The organism is Pseudomonas sp. NPDC086566 (genome assembly GCF_050280885.1).
GTDB lineage: Bacteria > Pseudomonadota > Gammaproteobacteria > Pseudomonadales > Pseudomonadaceae > Aquipseudomonas > Aquipseudomonas vlassakiae.
Map to the genome: position 1 here is coordinate 331378 of NZ_JBNNWD010000001.1, position 18907 is coordinate 350284.

The 18907-nt window shown below is 63.5% G+C and carries 17 protein-coding genes and 1 pseudogene; 13 read left to right on the forward strand and 5 right to left on the reverse strand.

The genetic code is table 11. The features are described from left to right. Window positions 1–182: 182 nt before the first annotated feature. Window positions 183–428 carry a type II toxin-antitoxin system Phd/YefM family antitoxin gene (locus tag ACQKPS_RS01500; protein WP_254480408.1) on the forward strand — a complete coding sequence of 82 codons (246 nt, stop codon included), beginning with the start codon at window positions 183–185 and terminating at the stop codon, window positions 426–428. Beyond that, on the forward strand, window positions 418–699 hold the full coding sequence (locus ACQKPS_RS01505; RefSeq protein WP_283723145.1) for a type II toxin-antitoxin system RelE family toxin: 282 nt from the start codon (window positions 418–420) through the stop codon (window positions 697–699). The genes ACQKPS_RS01500 and ACQKPS_RS01505 overlap by 11 nt, the downstream gene beginning before the upstream one ends. Here ACQKPS_RS01505 and ACQKPS_RS01510 read toward each other — a convergent pair. Beyond that, window positions 696–1604, reverse strand: coding sequence for a LysR family transcriptional regulator (locus ACQKPS_RS01510; protein ID WP_427602279.1), 909 nt, complete (start codon window positions 1602–1604; stop codon window positions 696–698). The genes ACQKPS_RS01505 and ACQKPS_RS01510 overlap by 4 nt on opposite strands. A 178-nt stretch (window positions 1605–1782) precedes the next feature. Here ACQKPS_RS01510 and ACQKPS_RS01515 point away from each other — a divergent pair, with 178 nt between their 5' ends. From ACQKPS_RS01515 to ACQKPS_RS01535, 5 genes and pseudogenes are all read left to right on the forward strand, one after another. After that, on the forward strand, window positions 1783–3087 hold the full coding sequence (locus tag ACQKPS_RS01515) for an MFS transporter (RefSeq protein WP_254480405.1): 1305 nt from the start codon (window positions 1783–1785) through the stop codon (window positions 3085–3087). A gap of 30 nt (window positions 3088–3117) precedes the next feature. After that, a complete protein-coding gene (locus ACQKPS_RS01520; protein WP_254480404.1) occupies window positions 3118–4359 on the forward strand; it encodes a Zn-dependent hydrolase in 1242 nt (413 codons plus the stop codon). Further along, window positions 4359–5381, forward strand: coding sequence for a histone deacetylase family protein (locus ACQKPS_RS01525; protein WP_254480403.1), 1023 nt, complete (start codon window positions 4359–4361; stop codon window positions 5379–5381). Before ACQKPS_RS01520 ends, ACQKPS_RS01525 begins: the two co-directional genes overlap by 1 nt. 125 nt (window positions 5382–5506) lie before the next feature. Then, window positions 5507–5794, forward strand: coding sequence for an EF-hand domain-containing protein (locus ACQKPS_RS01530; protein ID WP_254480402.1), 288 nt, complete (start codon window positions 5507–5509; stop codon window positions 5792–5794). 313 nt (window positions 5795–6107) lie between these two features. Continuing rightward, window positions 6108–6488 (forward strand): annotated as a pseudogene (locus ACQKPS_RS01535) (transposase); the annotation flags it as partial. Between the two features lie 360 nt (window positions 6489–6848). Here ACQKPS_RS01535 and ACQKPS_RS01540 read toward each other — a convergent pair. Then, the gene (locus ACQKPS_RS01540; RefSeq protein WP_427602282.1) at window positions 6849–8294 is read right to left on the reverse strand and encodes a PLP-dependent aminotransferase family protein; all 1446 of its coding nucleotides are present in this window, start codon (window positions 8292–8294) and stop codon (window positions 6849–6851) included. Window positions 8295–8619: 325 nt separating this feature from the next. On the opposite strand from ACQKPS_RS01540, the gene ACQKPS_RS01545 reads away from it, so the two are divergent. Then, window positions 8620–10029, forward strand: a complete 1410-nt coding sequence (locus ACQKPS_RS01545; protein WP_054883205.1) for an amino acid permease — start codon at window positions 8620–8622, stop codon at window positions 10027–10029. A gap of 3 nt (window positions 10030–10032) precedes the next feature. On the opposite strand, the gene ACQKPS_RS01550 is transcribed toward ACQKPS_RS01545, so the two are convergent. Further along, window positions 10033–10212, reverse strand: coding sequence for a hypothetical protein (locus ACQKPS_RS01550; RefSeq protein WP_254485586.1), 180 nt, complete (start codon window positions 10210–10212; stop codon window positions 10033–10035). A 96-nt stretch (window positions 10213–10308) separates the two neighbouring features. On the opposite strand from ACQKPS_RS01550, the gene tam reads away from it, so the two are divergent. After that, window positions 10309–11085, forward strand: a complete 777-nt coding sequence (gene tam / locus ACQKPS_RS01555) for a trans-aconitate 2-methyltransferase (protein WP_427602284.1) — start codon at window positions 10309–10311, stop codon at window positions 11083–11085. A gap of 85 nt (window positions 11086–11170) precedes the next feature. On the opposite strand, the gene ACQKPS_RS01560 is transcribed toward tam, so the two are convergent. Continuing rightward, a complete protein-coding gene (locus ACQKPS_RS01560; RefSeq protein ID WP_427602286.1) occupies window positions 11171–12040 on the reverse strand; it encodes a LysR substrate-binding domain-containing protein in 870 nt (289 codons plus the stop codon). Between the two features lie 244 nt (window positions 12041–12284). Here ACQKPS_RS01560 and ACQKPS_RS01565 point away from each other — a divergent pair, with 244 nt between their 5' ends. The 4 genes from ACQKPS_RS01565 (at window position 12285) to ACQKPS_RS01580 (ending at window position 17132) form a co-directional block, all read left to right on the forward strand. Beyond that, complete coding sequence (locus ACQKPS_RS01565) at window positions 12285–13601, forward strand: MFS transporter (protein ID WP_427602288.1); 1317 nt, start codon at window positions 12285–12287, stop codon at window positions 13599–13601. A gap of 125 nt (window positions 13602–13726) precedes the next feature. Then, a complete protein-coding gene (locus tag ACQKPS_RS01570; protein WP_427602290.1) occupies window positions 13727–14437 on the forward strand; it encodes a YebC/PmpR family DNA-binding transcriptional regulator in 711 nt (236 codons plus the stop codon). Between the two features lie 136 nt (window positions 14438–14573). Beyond that, window positions 14574–15518 carry a LysR family transcriptional regulator gene (locus ACQKPS_RS01575; protein WP_427602292.1) on the forward strand — a complete coding sequence of 315 codons (945 nt, stop codon included), beginning with the start codon at window positions 14574–14576 and terminating at the stop codon, window positions 15516–15518. Between the two features lie 201 nt (window positions 15519–15719). Beyond that, on the forward strand, window positions 15720–17132 hold the full coding sequence (locus tag ACQKPS_RS01580) for a DOPA decarboxylase (RefSeq protein WP_427602294.1): 1413 nt from the start codon (window positions 15720–15722) through the stop codon (window positions 17130–17132). Between the two features lie 34 nt (window positions 17133–17166). On the opposite strand, the gene ACQKPS_RS01585 is transcribed toward ACQKPS_RS01580, so the two are convergent. Next, window positions 17167–18540: an MFS transporter gene (locus ACQKPS_RS01585; protein WP_176508091.1), complete on the reverse strand. Its 1374-nt coding sequence runs from the start codon at window positions 18538–18540 to the stop codon at window positions 17167–17169. Window positions 18541–18907 lie beyond the last annotated feature (367 nt).

Here is an 18907-nt window from a genome sequence, read left to right on the forward strand (position 1 = left end):
GGCTATTGCGATAGCATACGCTTTCAGCGGATGGGATCCAAGTTTGCTGGAGGGCGGCAAAGGGACTCTGCCGAGGACCGTATAAGGTCCGTCTGGCTTGCTGGCGATGCGATTGAGCAGTCGCGGGTTGTTTGTATCCTATATATGGACCAAAATATGGTCCTCTATAAAGGGTGAAAAGCATGCAGAACATCTTCGCTAACGTGGCTGTAAGCGTGTCGGAGCTGAAAAAGAACCCGTCGGCCGTGATGACCGGCGCAGCGGGCATGCCCGTCGCTGTGCTCAATCACAACCGAGTGATGGGGTACATGGTGCCGGCCGAACTGTACGAGGCCATGATGGAGCGCCTGGAAGATCTTGAACTGAGCGAGCTGGCCAAATCGAGGATGGGCGAAAAGGGCGTACCGGTATCTCTGGATGACCTATAAGCTCGAATTCCTGCCATCCGCGCTGAAAGAGTGGGGCAAGACTGGCCACACCGTGCGCGAGCAGCTCAAAAAGAAGCTTGGCGAGCGCCTGCAGTCACCCAAGGTCCAGGCCGATGCGCTGCGCGACATGCCGAACCACTACAAGATCAAGCTCAAGGCTTCAGGGTATCGTCTGGTCTATCGAGTCGAGGATGAGCGTATCGTTGTAGTGGTTGTTTCAGTTGGCAAGCGTGAGCGTGGCGAGGTTTATCGAGCGGCTCAAAAGCGTTAGGCCAGGCTCTGCTGCAACGCCTCGATAAACACCTCTTCAGCCCGGCTCAATCGCTGTTCCCTGTTCCACAACAGATGAATATCTACATCGGCAATCCCGTCCTCCGGCGGCAGCTTCCACAGCAATCCCGCCGCCACATCCGGCGCCACCACATGCTCGGGCAGGCAGCCGATGCCGAACCCGGCAATCACTAGCCGGCGCACTTCTTCAAGGCTTGGCGATGACGCCACGATTCGCCCGGAAAACCCTTGCTGGTCGCGGAAGATGGTCAGCGGCGACAACATGCCACCAATCTGGTCGCTGGTGAAACTGACGAAATTCTCCCGCTGCAGATCGCCCTCGGCCTGGCCGAACAGGGCATGGTGCTTGCCGCAGAAAAACGCATAGCGCTGACGCAGGAAGAGGCGCTGCTCCAAGCGTGGCTGCGGCCGACGATTGAGGCTCAGGCCCGCCGTGGCGGTCTTTTCCTGCAAGGCGGCGACAATGTCCGAGCTGCGCATCACGTCGATTTCCAGGTCCACCCGCGGGTGCTGACGGTGGAAGTCCGCAAGGAACTCATCGAAGCGTTCGCTGACGATACGGCTGATCATCAATAAGCGCACCTTGCCCACCAGCTCATCCGCCGGTTGCTCCAGCAGGCCGCTGATCTGCGACATTTGCCCATACACCTCACCGGCCAGCTGGAACAGCTGCTCGCCCATGTCGGTGAGCACGAAGCGCGGCCCGCGGCGAGCGATCAGTTGGCGGCCGAGCTGTTCCTCCAGGCGTTTGAGCGCCTGGCTCACGGCCGGTTGGGTCAGGTGCAGGCGCGCGGCGGCGCGGCTGATGGACAACTCCTGGCCGATCACCCGGAAGGTGCGCAGCAGGTTCCAGTCGAGGCGGTCGTTGAGCAGGCGGTCGGACATGGCAGGCTCGATGATAAGCGAGGCTAATAGTGCGAATAATAAATAGAAAATTGACTAATCATAGCCCCCGGACGATAAATCGCAGTCATTGAGGCCAGCACCGTTCAAAAGGCCAAGCGCCACCAGAGCGCCGCCGTGACCTTTAACTCCTGCCAGAAAAACAAGCAAAGGAGCCACCATGAAGCCCACCGCTTCGCCCCAGCCGCGCCGTGCCGCCGCCGCCGCGTTCATCGGCACCATGATTGAGTGGTACGACTTCTACATCTATGCCACCGCCGCCGCCCTGGTGTTCGGTGCCCTGTTCTTCCCCTCCGACGACAGCCTGTTCAGCACCATGGCCGCGTTTGGCACCTTCGCCGTGGGCTTCTTCGCCCGGCCACTGGGTGGCATCGTGTTCGGCCATGTGGGCGACCGCATCGGGCGCAAGAAATCGCTGGTCATCACCTTGTTGATGATGGGCATCGTCACCGTATGCATCGGCTTGCTGCCGACTTACGCGCAGATTGGCGCCGCCGCGCCGGTGCTGCTGATCATCCTGCGGGTGATCCAGGGCATCGCCGTGGGTGGCGAGTGGGGCGGTGCCGTGCTGATGGCCGGTGAACATGCGCCGAAGGGCAGGCGCAATTTCTTCGCCTCGTTCGCCCAGTTGGGCAGCCCGGCAGGCCTGATCCTGTCGCTGCTGGCCTTTGGCGCAGTGACCCGCCTGCCCGAGGAAGATCTGATGAGCTGGGGCTGGCGCGTGCCGTTTTTGGCCAGCGCACTGTTGCTGCTGGTGGGCCTGGCGATTCGCCTGGGGGTCAACGAGTCGCCCGAGTTCATCGCCAGCCGCGAGCAGGCGGCCAGGGCCCAGCGCAAGGAGCAGGCACCGGTACTGGAAGTGCTGCGCACCGCCTGGCGCCCGCTGCTGCTGTGCATCGGTGCCAACACCCTGGGCATAGCCGGGGTCTATTTCACCAACACCTTCATGATCAGCTACACCACCCAGCAGCTGCACCTGGAGCGCTCGCTGATCCTCGAATGCCTGTTCTTCGTGGCGATCATCCAGTTCTGCGTGCAACCGCTGGCCGCGTGGCTGTCGGAAAAGCTCGGCGCCACCCGCTTCCTGGCCTTGGTCGCGCTGCTGGCGATGGCCTCGCCGTACCCGATGTTCGTGCTGGTCAGCTCTGGCCAAGGCCCCTTGATCGTGCTCGGCATCGCCCTGGCGGCGGCCTGCATGGCTTCGTTCTACGCGGTGATCGCTGGCTACGTCAGTGGCATGTTCGACACCCGCGTGCGTTACACCGCGATTTCCCTGGCCTACCAGGTGTGCGGCGCCCTCGCGGGCGGCCTGACACCGCTGATCGGCACCTGGCTGGCCCACACCTTCACCGGCCAGTGGTGGCCGATGGCGGTGTTCTACAGCCTGATCGCCAGCATTTCGCTGGTCTGCGTGCTGGCCCTGGCACGCCAGTACGCCCGTAGCCAGCGCCTGGAACTGGCCTGATCGATACCCCTGATTGTGGAGTACCCGTACATGTTGAAAAGCAATGGCGAACGCCTGTGGGCGAGCCTGATGGCCATGGCCGAAATCGGCGCCACCGCCCGCGGCGGCAGCCGCCGCCTGGCCCTGAGCGACGAAGACAAGGCCGGCCGTGAACTGTTCAGCCACTGGTGCCGCGAGGCGGGCCTGACGTTGAGCGTGGATGCCATCGGCAACCTGTTCGCCCGCCGCGCCGGCAGCGATCCGGACGCCGCTCCAGTGATGATGGGCAGCCACCTCGACACCCAGCCCGAAGGCGGCCGTTTCGATGGCGTCTATGGCGTGCTGGCGGGGCTGGAGGTAGTGCGCTGCCTCAACGACCTGAACATCCAGACCCGCAAGCCGCTGGAGATCGCCGTCTGGACCAACGAGGAGGGCGCCCGCTTCACCCCGGCCATGTTCGGCTCGGCGGTGTTCACCGGTACCCTGGCGCTGGAGCAGGCCCTGGCCATACGCGATGCCGAGGGCATCAGCGTCGCCGACGAACTGCGGCGCACCGGCTACGCCGGCCAGCGCCCGCTGGGCGGCCCGGTCGATGCCTACTTCGAGGCGCATATCGAGCAAGGCCCGATCCTTGAAGACAATGCCAAGGCCATTGGCGTGGTCAGCGGCGGCCAGGCCATCCGCTGGCTGGACGTCACCGTCGAAGGCATGGCCGCCCACGCCGGCACCACGCCGATGCCGCTGCGCAAGGACGCCCTGTACGGCGCTGCGCAGATGATCCAGGCGGTCGAGCAACTGGCCGCCGACTTCGCGCCAGAAGGCCTGACCACCGTTGGTGAACTGTCGATCGCCAAGTCTTCGCGCAACACCATCCCCGGCGTGCTGCGCTTCACCGTCGACCTGCGCCATCACCGCGACCAGGCCATCGAAGCCATGGAGCGCGACCTGACCCTGAAGCTGCAGGCCATCGCCAGCCAGCGCGGCCTGCTGGTGCGCATCGAGCGCCATTGGGTCAGCCCGGCCACGCCGTTCGACGCGGACTGCGTTGCCGCCGTGCAGCAGGCGGTGGACGGCCTTGGCTACACCCAGCAGTCCATCGTCAGCGGCGCCGGCCATGACGCCATCCTGCTGGCCCGCTACTGCCCGACGGCGATGGTATTCATCCCCTGCGTCGGCGGCCTGAGCCACAACGAAGCCGAAGACGTGCTGCCCGAGGATGCCCGCCAGGGCGTCGACGTACTGCTCAACGCCGTGCTGGCCCGCGCCGGCCAAGCCGAACAAGGAGAAGCCTGATGCGCTGCTACTTCCACCCCGAACAGCTGCTGCACCATCCGCGCAGCTATTACTCGCGCGGCGCCATGCGTACCCCGCAGGAAGTGCCCGAGCGCGCCCAGCGCCTGCTGCAGGCCGCAAAGGATCTGGGCTTCGACATCCGCCAGCCTGACGACGCCGGCCTTGCGCCGCTCCAGGCCGTGCATGGCGAGGCCTACCTGGCGTTCCTCGAAGAGGCCCATGCGCGCTGGAAGGAAGTGCCTGAGGACTGGGGCGACGAGGTGATGTCGAACATCTTCGTGCGTGAGCCCAACGCCCTGCGCGGCATCCTCGCACAGGCCGGGCGCTATCTGGCGGACGGCAGCTGCCCAGTTGGGGAGAACACTTGGCGCTCGGCCTACTGGTCGGCGCAGAGCGCGGTAGCCGGGGCCAAGGCCATCCTCGATGGCGAGCCGGCGGCCTACGCGCTGTGCCGGCCACCGGGTCACCACGCGCGGTTCGATGCGGCGGGTGGGTTCTGCTACATCAACAATGCCGCCGTGGCCGCCCAAGCCCTGCGCAGCCGTTACAGCCGGGTGGCGATTCTCGACACCGACATGCACCACGGGCAGGGGATCCAGGAGATCTTCTACGAGCGCAATGATGTGCTGTACGTGTCGACTCATGGTGACCCGACCAACTTCTATCCAGGGGTGGCCGGGTTTGAGGACGAGCGCGGCAGTGGCGCCGGGGAGGGGTACAACCTCAACCTGCCGATGGCCCATGGCGCCAGCGAGGCGGATTTCATGGGGCAGCTGGAGATTGCGCTGGATGCGGTGAAGGACTTTGGTGCCGAGGTGCTGGTGCTGTCGCTCGGGTTCGATATCTACGAGCTGGACCCGCAGAGCAAGGTGGCGGTGACGACGGAAGGGTTCGCTGCGTTGGGCGAGCGGATTCGGGCGTTGCGGTTGCCTTGCCTCATTGTGCAGGAGGGCGGGTATCACCTGGAGAGCCTGGAGGCGAATGCGCAGGCGTTTTTTGCCGGCAAGGCGGATTGGTGGTAAGCAATAAGGGTTGGGGCTGGCAACGAGGCATGACAACTAGCATTTTTACCAGTTGTGAGCGTTCTCGGGAAATGGAAATCTGAAGGTGCAGTCCAAAACGATTACACCGTTCAGGAGCTTTGGTTATGGAAGATAAAAGCTACAAAGGGGCACCGCAGCCTACTTCGTTAGATAAGCAAATCACCGATATGGCCTATGAAAATGCGAAGAAGTTTGTTCGTGCATTGGATCAGGATAAAGACGGTACTATTTCATTTGAAGAGTTTTCTCGTGTCATGCGTAATAATCTCAACGAAATAGTTGGCTTGGCGGGCGGGATCTCCCTGCTTCTGCATGTTATGCGGCAAGATAGGGATGGTGATGGAAAAATTAATGTCGCCGAAGCCATGCGAGCGCTGAGCACAATTCGCTAGTGGCGGCCATAGCGGGTGATGTGAGGGTGTCAGAAATTTTGTGTTCGGGCATAACATGAGTAAGAGGTGCATGTATGCCAACCAAAAAGAAACCCGTGCGTGACCTGCCCAAAATACCTAAAGAGCTGCTGGAGCAGTTCGGTGAGGGCCTGATGACTGCAGAAGCTATCGAGGATGCCTCTGCGGCGTTCAAGAAGGCCTTGATCGAACGTGCCCTGAGTGCTGAGCTTGGCCACCATCTGGGTTATCCGCCGGGCGCGCAGCGCCCGGAGGATGAAACCAACCAGCGTAACGGCAAGAGTGGCAAGACGGTCCGATCTACCAGGCCATCAACGCCGAAGCGGCTGAGCAGGCACTCGATGAGTTTGAGAACGGGCCTTGGGGCAAGCAATACCCAACGGTTGTCGCGGCCTGGAGACGCGCCTGGGATCGAGTGATTCCCTTCTTTGTTTTCCCGCCTGCCATCCGGAAAGTGATCTACACCACCAACGCCATCGAGAGTATCAATGCCCAGCTACGCAAGATCATCAAGACCCGGGGCCATTTCCCGAACGATGACGCAGCCACCAAGCTGATCTGGCTGGGACTGCGAAACATCACAGCAAACTGGGGATCAGCGGCGCATGATTGGAAAAGTGCGATGAATCAATTCGCGATTTTGTACGGAGATCGGTTTATCAGGCCGACTTGGTGAAAGTCAGGGCCTGCCTGACGGTAGGCCTTTACCGGCCCGCACACAAAAAATCTGACACTTCCAGCGCCCGCGCGGCGCTTCGCGGGGCAAGCCCGCTCCCACAGTCTGTTTCGGGCCAATCTGTCCTGTGCAAGTACCGGCGCCTGCCTTGGTGCATGACTGAAGACAGATGAAAAGCAACTGCGCCCACCTCAATATCGAAGGGAACAAACAAGGCGGGCAGTGGAGACCTTACAGGAGTAACTGGCCCGAAACAAACTGTGGGAGCGGGCTTGCCCCGCGAAGCGCCGCGCGGGCGGCGCTCGATCTCACAAGCGCCGAAAATCTTGTGGCAAGCACCTATCAGCCCTGACACTCATCTTAATCATGCACACCACCAACCTGAATCCCACCCCGCCGCACATGCTTCACGAGCACCTTCTCCAACAATTCCCACATCGCCGGGTCGGTACTGAACGCCACATTGAACCGCATCCACCCAGTCGCCTTGGCATCGACCATGAACAACTGCCCAGGCCCGAGCATGATGCCTTTCTCCAGCGCATCATCCAGCAACGCCGCACTGTCCGGTATCGCCGGATGCCGGGTCCAGATATACATCCCTTCATCCGATTCGGTGAACAGCTCGAAGCCCAATCGATGCAGGTGCCGGCCCACTTCCTGGTGCGCCTCGGCCAAGCGCTGGCGCAGGCGCTTGAGGTGCTTGCGCCAGCGCCCGTCGATGATCGCCGCATACACCACCCGCTCCATCACGTGCGAAGTGGTCAGCCCCGAGCGCATCTTCAGGTGCAGCAGCTTCTGCGACAGCTCCGGGTTGGCCAGCAGGTAGCCGACCCGCACGTTGGGCGAGATGCTCTTCGAGTAGCTACCCACGTACACCACCTGCTGCAGGTGGTCGAGGCTGGCCAGGCACGGTTGCGGCTCGGCGACCATGTCGGCGTACAGGTTGTTCTCCACCAGGCGGAAGCCATGCTGGCTGGCCAGTTGCAGCAAGCGGTGCAGCTGTGCCAGCGGTGTGCGTGAACAGGTCGGGCTGTGCAGGTGCGGCTGGGTGAAGAACGCGGTAGGGCGGTGGTGCGCCAGCAGTTGTTCGAGGTGATTGAGGTCGTAACCGTTGGGCGTGCGTGGCACGCCGATCAAGGTCGCGCCCTGGGTGCGCAGGATACTCATCAGGTTGGGGTAGCCGGGGTCGTCCACCAGCACCACGTCACCGGGGCGCACCAGGGTGCGCACGGCAAGGTCCAGCGCCTGGCTGGCACCGTGGGTCAGCATCAGCTGCGCCGGGTTGCAGACGATAGACAGCTCCTGTTGCAGGTTCTGCGCGGTCAGCGCACGCAGCTCCGGCAAGCCCATCGGGTCGCCGTAGCCGGACAATTCCAGCGGGCTGCCTGCGACCTGGCGCAGGCCGCGGCGCAGGCCTTCTTCGTACATCCAGTCATTGGGCAGCCAGCCGCAGCCGGGTTTGAACGGCAGTTGGCGAATCTCGAAGATCTGCTGCAGGTACCACTCGGAATTGAACGTCGGGCGGCCGGTTTCGGCCTCACTGTTGTGGCTTTCCAGCAGCTCGTTCGCCGCACGATTGACGAAGAACCCCGCATTGCCCTTGCTCACCAGCAGCCCCTGGGCAACCAGGCGGTCGTAGGCCTCGACGACGGTGAAGGTGCTCACCGAATAGCTCGCGGCAAAGGCGCGGATCGACGGGACCTTGGTGCCGGGCTTGAGGGTCTGGTTATCGATCAGCTCGCGCAGGCCGTCGATGATCTGGTTGACCAGCGGCGTGGAAGAGTCTGGGTGTAATTCGAACATTCGGGGCCTTCAGGGGTGCGTAACGCCAGGCGCCAGCGGGTGTATTGCATTGGCGGCCTGTACAGTGCAGTGCGAGATTCATGCCACTGTGCATGGCTCTCTACGTCGGACATTTTTACATTAGGTGTCAGATATCGCCACATAAAGCATGTTCAGTTCGCCTCAGGTGCCAACCCTGGGGCGCGTCAGCAGGCCGCCACGGAAGGCCTGCGTGTGTTAGCGCACACCATCCTGCCCGCATTAGCACTGATGTACAGGTGAAACCGAGAGCCATCGGGGTTTCACAGTTTTCCTTGGATAAAAAGAAGCACGGGGTACACAACTGATGGACGCAACATCCACAACCACCACCGCGAAAAGCGGGCACGAGAGCAAGCTCAGTGCCTCGCTCAAGTCGCGCCACCTGACGATGATGTCGATCGCCGGGGTTATCGGCGGCGCCTTGTTCGTCGGCTCCGGCAGCGTGATCCACAGCGCCGGCCCGGCCGCAGTGCTGGCCTATCTGGCCGGCGGCATCCTGGTGGTACTGATCATGCGCATGCTCGGTGAGATGGCGACTTCCTCGCCGGACACCGGCTCGTTCTCCACCTACGCCGACCGCGCGATCGGCCGCTGGGCCGGTTTCACCATCGGCTGGCTGTACTGGTGGTACTGGGTCATCCTGATGGCCTGGGAAGCCTATGTGGCGGGCAAGATCCTGCACGGTTTCTTCCCCGACGTCAGCGTCAACGTGTTCGTGCTGGCCACGACCCTGCTGCTGATCACCGTCAACTTCTTCAACGTCAAGCACTACGGTGAGTTCGAATTCTGGTTCGCGCTGATCAAGGTGGTGGCGATCGTCTGCTTCCTGGTGGTGTGCACCGCCGCGGTGATGAACATCTGGCAGTTCGGTGAAGTGCGTGGCATGACCCACCTGACCGCCGAAGGCTTCATGCCCAACGGCATCACCACGGTCATTGGTGCCTTGCTCGGGGTGATGTTCGCCTTCCTGGGCGCGGAAATCGTCACCATCGCCGCTTCCGAAGCCAAGGACCCGGCTACCCAGATCGTCAAGGCCACCAACTCGGTGGTATGGCGTGTGTGCCTGTTCTACGTCGGCTCGATCTTCCTGATCGTCTGCCTGGTGCCGTGGAACGACCCGCAACTGGGCGTTTCCGGCTATGGCGCCTACCGCCGGACCCTGGAACTGCTGGGCGTGCCGCACGCCGAACTGCTGATGAACTTCGTGGTGCTGACCTCGGTGAGCAGCTGCCTGATCTCTGGCCACTACACCGCTTCGCGCATGCTGTTCTCCCTGGCCCAGCGTGGCGACGCGCCGTCATTCTTCAAGATCACCCGTGCCGGCACCGGCGTACCGGTGTACGCGATCATCGGCTCCTGCGCCGTGGCCGTGGTCTGCGCGCTGATCAACTTCAGCGAGACCCTGCGCCCGAAAGACGTGCTGGAAACCCTGATGAACACCACCGGCATGATTGCCCTGCTGGTGTACCTGGTGATCGCCTTCTCGCAGCTGCGCATGCGCCGCAAGCTGATCGCCGAAGGCAAGGAAGTGCGCCTGCAGATGTGGCTGTTCCCTTGGCTGACCTACCTGGTGATCGGCTTCATCATCGCCGCACTGGTGACCATGGCCTTCATGCCTGACTACCAGATCCTGGTGATCTCCACCGGCATCGCCGCGGCTGTCGTGGTGGCCATGGGCGTGGTGCACCAGATCCGTACTGGCAAGCAGCACTAAGCGTCACTTGCTGTTGGAAACGGCCGGCTCCCTTGGGGACCCGGCCGTTTCGCGTTGTTGGGCCGGGTGTTTGCCCTCGGGCATGTGAAAGCGCTGGTTCATCCAGGGCGAACCGAGCAGGGCGGCGGCGGCGATCAGCGCCAGAATGGCCAAGGCCAGGGATAGCTTCATGGGCATGCGCATAAAGGGACTGACTTCAAGCATGGGCCGACAGTTCAGGCGCATGCGCTTCGGTACATGGCGTATGCTCAGTGCATCGTCCGCCAAAAGGAGCCGCCCATGGCCTGGTCCGCCACCCAGTATTCCCTCTTCGAAGACGAACGCACCCGCGCCGTGCGTGACCTGCTGGCCGCCGTGCCGCCGCGGCCGGTCCGCCATGCCACCGACCTGGGCTGTGGCCCCGGCAACTCCACCGAGGTGCTGCTGCAGCGTTGCCCGGACGCCCAGGTAACGGCGCTGGACAGCGACAAGGACATGATCGACAAGGCCCGCGAGCGCAAGCGCCTGCACATTCCACGGGTACGCTGCGAAATTGCCGATATCAGCGACTGGTCTGCCCCCGAGCCGCAAGACCTGATCCTGGCCAATGCCTCGCTGCAATGGGTGCCTGACCATGGCTCGCTGTACCCGCACCTGGTGCGCCAGCTGAGCGAGGGTGGCACCCTTGCCGTGCAGACCCCGGACAACCTCGACGAGCCCGCTCACCGGCAACTGCGCAAGATTGCCAGCGAGGGGCCGTGGGCGGAAAAATTCGCTGAGTTCCAGTTGCCACCGCGGCACAACGCGGCGTTCTACTACGACCTGCTCAGCCCTCTGTGCTCGCGGGTGGACGTGTGGCGCACCACCTATCACCACCCGTTGACGGGCGGCGCCGAAGCGGTAGTGGAATGGTTCAAGGGCTCGGCGCTGCGGCCTTATCTGGCCAGGCTGGACGAACAGGAACAGGCGAGCTTCCTGCAGATGTACCTGCAGGCCATGCAGCATGACTACCCGCCCGCCACCGACGGCAAGGTGCTGCTGCCGTTCCCGCGGCTGTTTGTCGTCGCCACCCGTTAAGGCCGCCGCCAGCGCCTGTGTTGCCTGTGCTGGCCCTTTCGCGGCTGTAGCAGCGGCTTTAGCCGCGAAGAGGCCGGCACAAACGCTACAACGCTTCCTGAACCATCTGCAGGAAGGTCGCCACCACGCGGCGGCTTCTTTGCTCGCTCAGGCACACCAGCGTCTCGGTCAAGTGCCGCTGGCAGTCAACAATGGGTAGCGCACACACCCGCGCATCCGCGCCGAACTCGGCCGCCGACACCACCCCTACGCCAATCCCCACCACTACCGCTTCCCGCGCCGCTTCGCGGCCTTCCACCTGGATCGCCGGGCGAATCCGCAAGCCTGCACGCTGCATCTCCTCCTCCAGCGTCTGCCGAGTCACCGACCCTGGCTCGCGCAGCACCAGTGGCGTGTCGTCCAGGTCGGCCAGGTTGATCGAGCCGCGGCTGGCCCACGGGTGGTTGTGCGAGACGAACGCCACCATCGGGTCGCGGCGCAGCGGCACGCAGTAAAGCCGCTCGTCATCGACATCGCGCCCGAGCAACGCCAGGTCGGCCTGGTAGCTGAACAGCCTGGCCAGCGACGCATCGGTGTTGCCGGTCTCGACCTTGACCTGGATGCCCGGGTAGCGCTGGCAAAAACGTGCGATCTGCGGCAGCACATGCACGGGCGCATCCACAGCCAGCACCAGGCTGCCGGTGTGCAAGGCGCGGGAGTCCTGCAGCAGGTCGTGCGCCTCGGCCTCGCAGGCGAACAGGCGCTGGCTGATGCCCAGCAGGCGCTCGCCCAGGTCGGTCAGCTGCACCGAGCGCTTGTTGCGGTGGAACAGCAGCACGCCGAATCGCTCTTCGAGCTTGCGCACCTGGTCGGACACCGCCGGCTGGGTCAGAAAAAGCTTCTGCCCGGCGCGAGTAAAGCTGCCGTGCACGGCCACTGCATGGAAGGCCTTGAGTTGCGCGTGAGATACCGACATGCCGTCTCCAGTAACAAGCTGGGCTTATGTGTGAAATACGATAAATCGATTTTCTTTATCAGTCAGCAACTGTTTCCATACGTTTCAACCCGAGGCCAACGCCACAAGCAGTGGCCGGGCCATGGCCCGCAACCCGGTGCCATCTGACCAGATGACGAGCCCACGTCATGCAGTGCGCAACACAACAACAAGACAGGCGTTTTTTAACAATCTGCCGGCACACTTGAGCAAGAGGTCAGAATCAATGAATCAAGCACTCGCTGCGTTGAAACGCTGGCGCATCCAGATTTTCGCGATCACCTGGCTGGCCTACGCCGCCTTCTACTTCACCCGCAAGGCCTTCTCGGTGGCCAAGCTCGGCATCGCTGAAGACCCGACATTCATGCTCGACAAGGCCGCCATGGCCAACCTCGACGCGATCTACCTGGCCGCGTATGCCGTGGGCCAGTTCACCTGGGGCATGCTCGCCGACCGCTTCGGGCCGCGCGTGGTGGTGCTCGGTGGCCTGCTGATCTCGGCGGCGGCGGCCGTGGTGATGGGCAGCTTCGCGACTTTCCCAATCTTCGCCACGTGCATGCTTATCCAGGGGCTGGCGCAATCCACCGGCTGGGCCGGGCTGTGCAAGAACATCGGCAGTTTCTTCCCGGCTTCGCAGCGCGGCCGGGTGCTAGGGCTGTGGAGTTCGTGCTACGCCTTCGGCGGCCTGGTCGCTTCGCCGTTCGCCGGCTGGTGGGCCTATACCCTGGTCGGCACCTGGCATGCGGCGTTCTTCTCCAGCGCCGCGGTGGTGGCCGGGGTGGCCGTGCTGTTCTTCTTCCTGCAGCGCAACAAGCCGGAGGACGTCGGCCTTGCTCCCGTCGAACCCGAGCCGCAGAGCATGGCCCCGGCCGGTAACCTGTGCAGCGTGTGGGCGCCGCTGCGCGAAATCCTGCGCAACCGCACGGTGCTGACCCTGGGCCTGGCGTACTTCCTGCTCAAGCCAGCGCGCTACGCCATCCTGCTGTGGGGGCCGGTGATCGTCTTCGAGCAGATGCCTTCGGTAGGCAAGGTGGGCGCGGCGATCATCCCCACTGCCTTCGAACTGGCAGGGCTGTTGGGCCCGATCATCATCGGCCTGGCTTCGGACAAGCTGTTCGGCGCCCGGCGCATGCCGGCCTGCGTGATCAGCCTGGTGCTGCTGACGGTGACCCTGGCAGCGTTCATGGCGGCCATGCACAGCGGCAGTATCGTGATGGTGGTGGCCTTGCTGTTCGTCATGGGCCTGACCCTGTACGGCCCGGACTCGATGATCAGCGGCGCGGCGGCCATCGACTTCGGCACGGCCAAGGCCGGCGCCACGGCGGCAGGTTTCGTCAACGGTTGCGGCTCGGTGGGCGCGGTGCTCGGTGGCCTGCTGCCGGGCTACTTCGACAGCGTCACGGTGTTCATCGTGTTTGCCGGCTGCGCGTTGTTCTCGGCCCTGGTGCTGCTGCCACACTGGAACAGCCGCCCGGCCGGCACCGCCGCGGCCAACGACGTGGCACCCAACACCAGCATGGCGATCAAGCCACTGCGTACCTGAAGGGCAGCGAGCAAGGCCGACGAAGCGTGAGATTACTTGTCGATCCACTGCCCGAGGGCGTATAAACTGCACCCACTTTTGGCCGGTCGCTTCCTGAACCGGCCGCTGGAACAAAGAGAGTCGACATGGGCGCACAGTGGAAAGCCAAACATAGAGAAACAGCTGCCAATGCCAAGGGCAAGATCATGGGCAAGCTGGCCAAGGAAATCCAGATCGCGGCCAAGTCCGGCGCCGACCCGGACATGAACCCGCGCCTGCGCCTGGCCATCGCCCAGGCCAAGAAGGCCTCGATGACCCGTGAGACCCTGGAGCGTGCCATCAACAAAGGCGCTGGGCTGGACAGCGATGCCGTGCAGTACCATGCCGTCAGCTATGAAGGCTTCGCCCCGCACCAGGTGCCACTGATCGTCGAGTGCCTGACCGACAACGTCAACCGCACCGTGGCGCAGATCCGCGTGCTGTTCCGCAAGGGCCAGCTCGGCGCCAGCGGCTCGGTGACCTGGGACTTCAACCACGTCGGCCTGATCGAAGCCACCCCGGAAGGCGATGCCGACCCGGAAATGGCCGCCATCGAAGCCGGTGCCCAGGATTTCGAGGACGGTGAAGAAGAAGGTTCGACCTTGTTCATCACTGACACCACTGACCTGGATGCGGTACAGAAAGCCCTGCCTGAGCATGGTTTCACCGTCACTTCGGCGAAGATCGGTTATACCCCGAAGAACCCGGTGAGCGCGGCCAGCCTGAGTGCCGAAGCGCTTGCTGAAGTGGAAGCGTTCCTCGAGGCGATCGATGAGAACGATGACGTGCAGAACGTCTACGTGGGCCTGACCGCCTGATCGCTGGGGCCGCTTTGCGGCCATTCGCGGGTAAACCCGCTCCCACAGGGATATCACAATCCTCGGTTTTGTGAAGTCCCTGTGGGAGCGGGTTTACCCGCGAATGGGCCGGTGATGTTCATAGAGGGGAGCCTGCATGAACCCGACTTTCGCCTCCCTCAGCCTCGCCCACCTGCGCACCCTCGACTGCCTCCTGCAACTGAAGAACCTCAGCCACGCCGCCGACCGCCTGGGCGTCAGCCAACCGGCCCTGAGCCGCCAGCTGGCCCACTTGCGCGAAGCCTTCGACGACCCGCTGCTGGTGCGTCAAGGCCGCGGTTATGTGCTTAGCGAACACGCCGAAGCCCTGGTGGAACCCCTGCGCCAGGTGCTCGAAGAACTCCAGGCCCTGCGCCAACCCGCCGCTTTCGACCCGGCCCGCTGTGAGCGCCGGTTCTGCCTGGCCGCCTCCGATTACGTGGCCGAACACATGCTGCCGTTGCTGGTGGCTGCCCTGGAGCAGGAGGCGCCGGGTGTGTCCATCGACTACCGCACCTGGCAGGCCGGGCAATACGCCTTGCTTGCCAGCGGCGAGATCGACCTGGCCACCACCTTGTTCGACGAGTCGCCGCCCAACCTGCATGGTCGCTTGCTCGGCGAGGATCGCGCGGTATGCCTGATGCGCCAGGACCACCCGCTGGCCGCGCTGGACGTGCTTGGCCAGGACGATTACCTGGCCTGCAAGCACGTGCGCATTTCCGGTGGCGGCGACAAGGACAGCTTCATCGACCGCCACTTGCGTGCCCAGGGTTTGCAGCGGCGCATCAGCCTGGAAGTACCGTTCTTCTCGGCGACCGTGCAGGTGATCGGCAACAGCCAGGCGCTGGCCACCGTGCCCGAGCACATCGCCCGGCAGTTGTGCCGCCTGCATGGGCTGGCGTGGCGGCCGTTAGGGTTTGTCGAGCATACCCAGCGCTATTGGGTGGTGTGGCACCAGCGCTTGCAGGCCTCGGCCGAACACCGCTGGTTGCGCAACCGGGTGTTCGAGCTGTGGCGCCAGTCTCAGTTCGGCGTGCAGGGCGGGGATGCAGGTTTGCCATAGCAGGTATGCGCGAAGCGGGGTTATTCGCGCAGGAATAGGCGCCTAGACTGGGGGCATTGTGTTGCCTGCCCTGGCCTCTTCGCGGGTGAACCCGCTCCCACAGGTGCTTCATTGTCCTTGAGACCTGTGGTGATGCTGTGGGAGCGGGTTTACCCGCGAAGGGGCCGGAACAGGCGGCAGACAACCCACAGGAGAGCGCGTGTGACCCCAGAACAATTCCGCCAGTACGGCCACCAGCTGATCGACCTGATCGCCGACTACCGCCAATCCGTCGGCGAGCGCCCGGTCATGGCCCAGGTCGAGCCCGGCTACCTCAAGGCGCAGCTGCCGCAAGGCGCGCCACAGCGAGGCGAATCGTTCGAGGCGATCCTCGACGACGTCAACCAACTGGTCATGCCTGGCCTGTCGCACTGGCAGCACCCCGACTTCTACGGCTACTTCCCCTCCAACGGCACCCTGTCGTCGGTGCTTGGCGACTTCCTCAGTACCGGCCTTGGTGTGCTCGGCCTGTCGTGGCAATCCAGCCCGGCGTTGAGCGAGCTGGAGGAAACCACCCTCGACTGGCTGCGTCAGTTGCTCGGCCTGTCGGCCCAGTGGAGCGGGGTGATCCAGGACACTGCGTCCACCAGTACCCTGGTGGCGCTGATCAGCGCCCGTGAGCGCGCCACCGACTATGCGCTGGTACGCGGCGGCCTGCAGGCCGAGGCCAACCCGTTGATCGTGTATGTCAGTGCCCATGCTCACAGCTCGGTGGACAAGGCTGCACTGCTGGCCGGCTTTGGCCGCGCCAACATCCGCATGATCGCGACCGACGAGCAGTTCGCCATGCGCCCAGAGGCGTTGCTGGCTGCCATCGAGCAGGACCTGGCCGCTGGCAACCAGCCCTGTGCGGTGGTCGCCACCACCGGCACCACCACCACCACCGCCCTCGACCCGCTGCGCCCGATCGGCGAAATCGCCCAGGCCAACGGGCTGTGGCTGCATGTCGACTCGGCCATGGCCGGATCGGCAATGATCCTCCCGGAATGTCGCTGGATGTGGGATGGCATCGAACTGGCCGACTCGGTGGTGGTCAACGCGCACAAATGGCTGGGTGTGGCATTCGATTGCTCGATCTACTACGTGCGCGATCCACAGCACCTGATCCGGGTGATGAGCACCAACCCGAGCTACCTGCAGTCGGCGGTGGATGGCGAGGTGAAGAACCTGCGTGACTGGGGGATCCCGCTGGGCCGTCGGTTCCGTGCCTTGAAACTGTGGTTCATGTTGCGCAGCGAAGGCGTGGAGGCGTTGCAGCAGCGCTTGCGTCGTGACCTGGAGAATGCCCGCTGGCTGGCGGAGCAGATCGAAGCGGCGGCGGAGTGGGAAGTACTGGCACCGGTGCAACTGCAGACCTTGTGCATTCGCCACCGGCCGGCGGGGCTGGAGGGGGAGGCGCTGGATACCCATACCAGGGCCTGGGCTGAGCGGCTGAACGCGTCCGGGGTGGCGTATGTGACGCCGGCGACGCTGGAAGGGCGGTGGATGGTACGGGTTTCGGTGGGGGCACTGCCGACCGAGCGGGAGCATGTGGCAAAGCTTTGGCACAACCTGCAGGAAGTGGTCAAAGGCTGAGGTGCCGGGGCCGCTGAGCGGCCCCAGCTATCCATCAGTGGCTCACAGCCTGAAAGCTGCCTTTGCGGCTGGCTTCGAAGGCGCCCTTGTCCATCGGCTTGGCATCCGGATTACCCAGGTCTTCCATCGCCAAGCGGTGAGTCTCCGGCGCAATGTAGGCCGCCAGTGCACAGACGCAGGTGATGAAGAAGGCCAGGCCGCCGATCACCAGCGGGATGTTGTCCGAACCCGGTGGCGCCACCAGGGCGAACAGGGCTGGCAGCATGGCGGTGAGCATGGTGCCGATGTTCTGCGCGATGGCCATGGCCGAAACGCGGTAGCGGGTGTGGAACAGCTCCGGGTAGAAGCTTGGGAACACCGCGTTGTAGCCCTGGTAGACCATGCCCCACATCACGATCGAGGTGGCAAAGGCCAGTGGCACGTTCTGGATGCTGATCGCATACAGGTAGACGAAGGCCAGCAGGCCAGAGCCCAGGCAGCCCGCGATCATCGTCGGGCGGCGGCCGATCTTGTCGGACAGGTTGCCCACGAACGGAATCACCAGCACCGCGACGATGTTGCCCACCACCGGGATCCACAGGTACACGCTTTTGTCGAAGCCGATGCCGTAGGCGGGCTGCACCGCATAGGCTGCGCCGAAGATGGTGGCAACCACCGGGATCACATTCATCAGGGCCATGAACATCACTAGTACCATGTGCTTCCAGCTGTGCCGGAAGGCTTCGCTGATCGGCGATTTGGCGACCTTGTCCTGCTTCTCTTCCTTCACGAACGCCGGGGTTTCGTGCACTTCCCGGCGGATGATGAAGCCCGCGATCAGGACCACGGCGCTCAACAGGAACGGAATGCGCCAGCCCCAGTCGTTGAAGGCTTCACTCGGCATGAAGTAGGCCAGCGGCAGGAACACCGCCGCCGCCAAGACCTGGCCGGCCTGCACGCCCTGCAAGGTGAAGCTGGCGTAGTAGCCGCGTCGGCCGAACGGCGCGTGCTCCATGATCATCGAGCTGGCCCCGGAGATTTCACCGGCCACGGCAAAGCCCTGGACCAGGCGCAGCAGCACCAGCAAGGCCGGGGCCAGCAGGCCGATGTCGTGGTAGGTCGGCAGCAGGCCGACAGCCATGGTCGACAGGCCCATCAGGAACATGCACAGCAGCAGTACGTTCTTGCGCCCGCGGGTGTCACCCCAGTGGCCGAGCACGAAGGCACCGACCGGGCGCGCCAGGTAGCCCACACCGTAGGTGGCCAACGAGGCGATGATGGCCATTTTCGGGTCGGTGTTGGGGAAGAAGATCTGCGGGAAGATCAGCGCCGCTGCCTGGGCATAGATGAAGAAATCGTAGTATTCGAGTGCCGAGCCAATCCATCCACTGGCGGTCGCTTTCTTGGCTTGAGAGCTTGAGTGAGCCATCGTTGTCTCCGTTGTTCTTGTAGGTCGCCGCACGGCTGGCGTCGCCCAGGGGCGGCCAGAGGGTGCGATCGCTTTTCGGGAGTAGGGCGGTTATAGCGCGATAGACCGCAGGCGGTGTCTGCAGAGGGATGACGAACGAGCAGGTGCGGATCGCAAGGCGATGGAGGTGTGCATAGGTCGGTACCCGGTTTATTGAACTTATTATGTTGTGACGTTGGGCTTGTCTGCGCAGGTTCTGCGAACGGCCTTCAAGGCAGAAGAGGGCGGTCGGTGTGCCTGCGTCTGGGTCCATGTTTGCTTAGGGTTGGCAGTGAATCAATTCGCCGAAATCGGTTTTGTGCGGTAATCGAACGCAAAACTAACCATT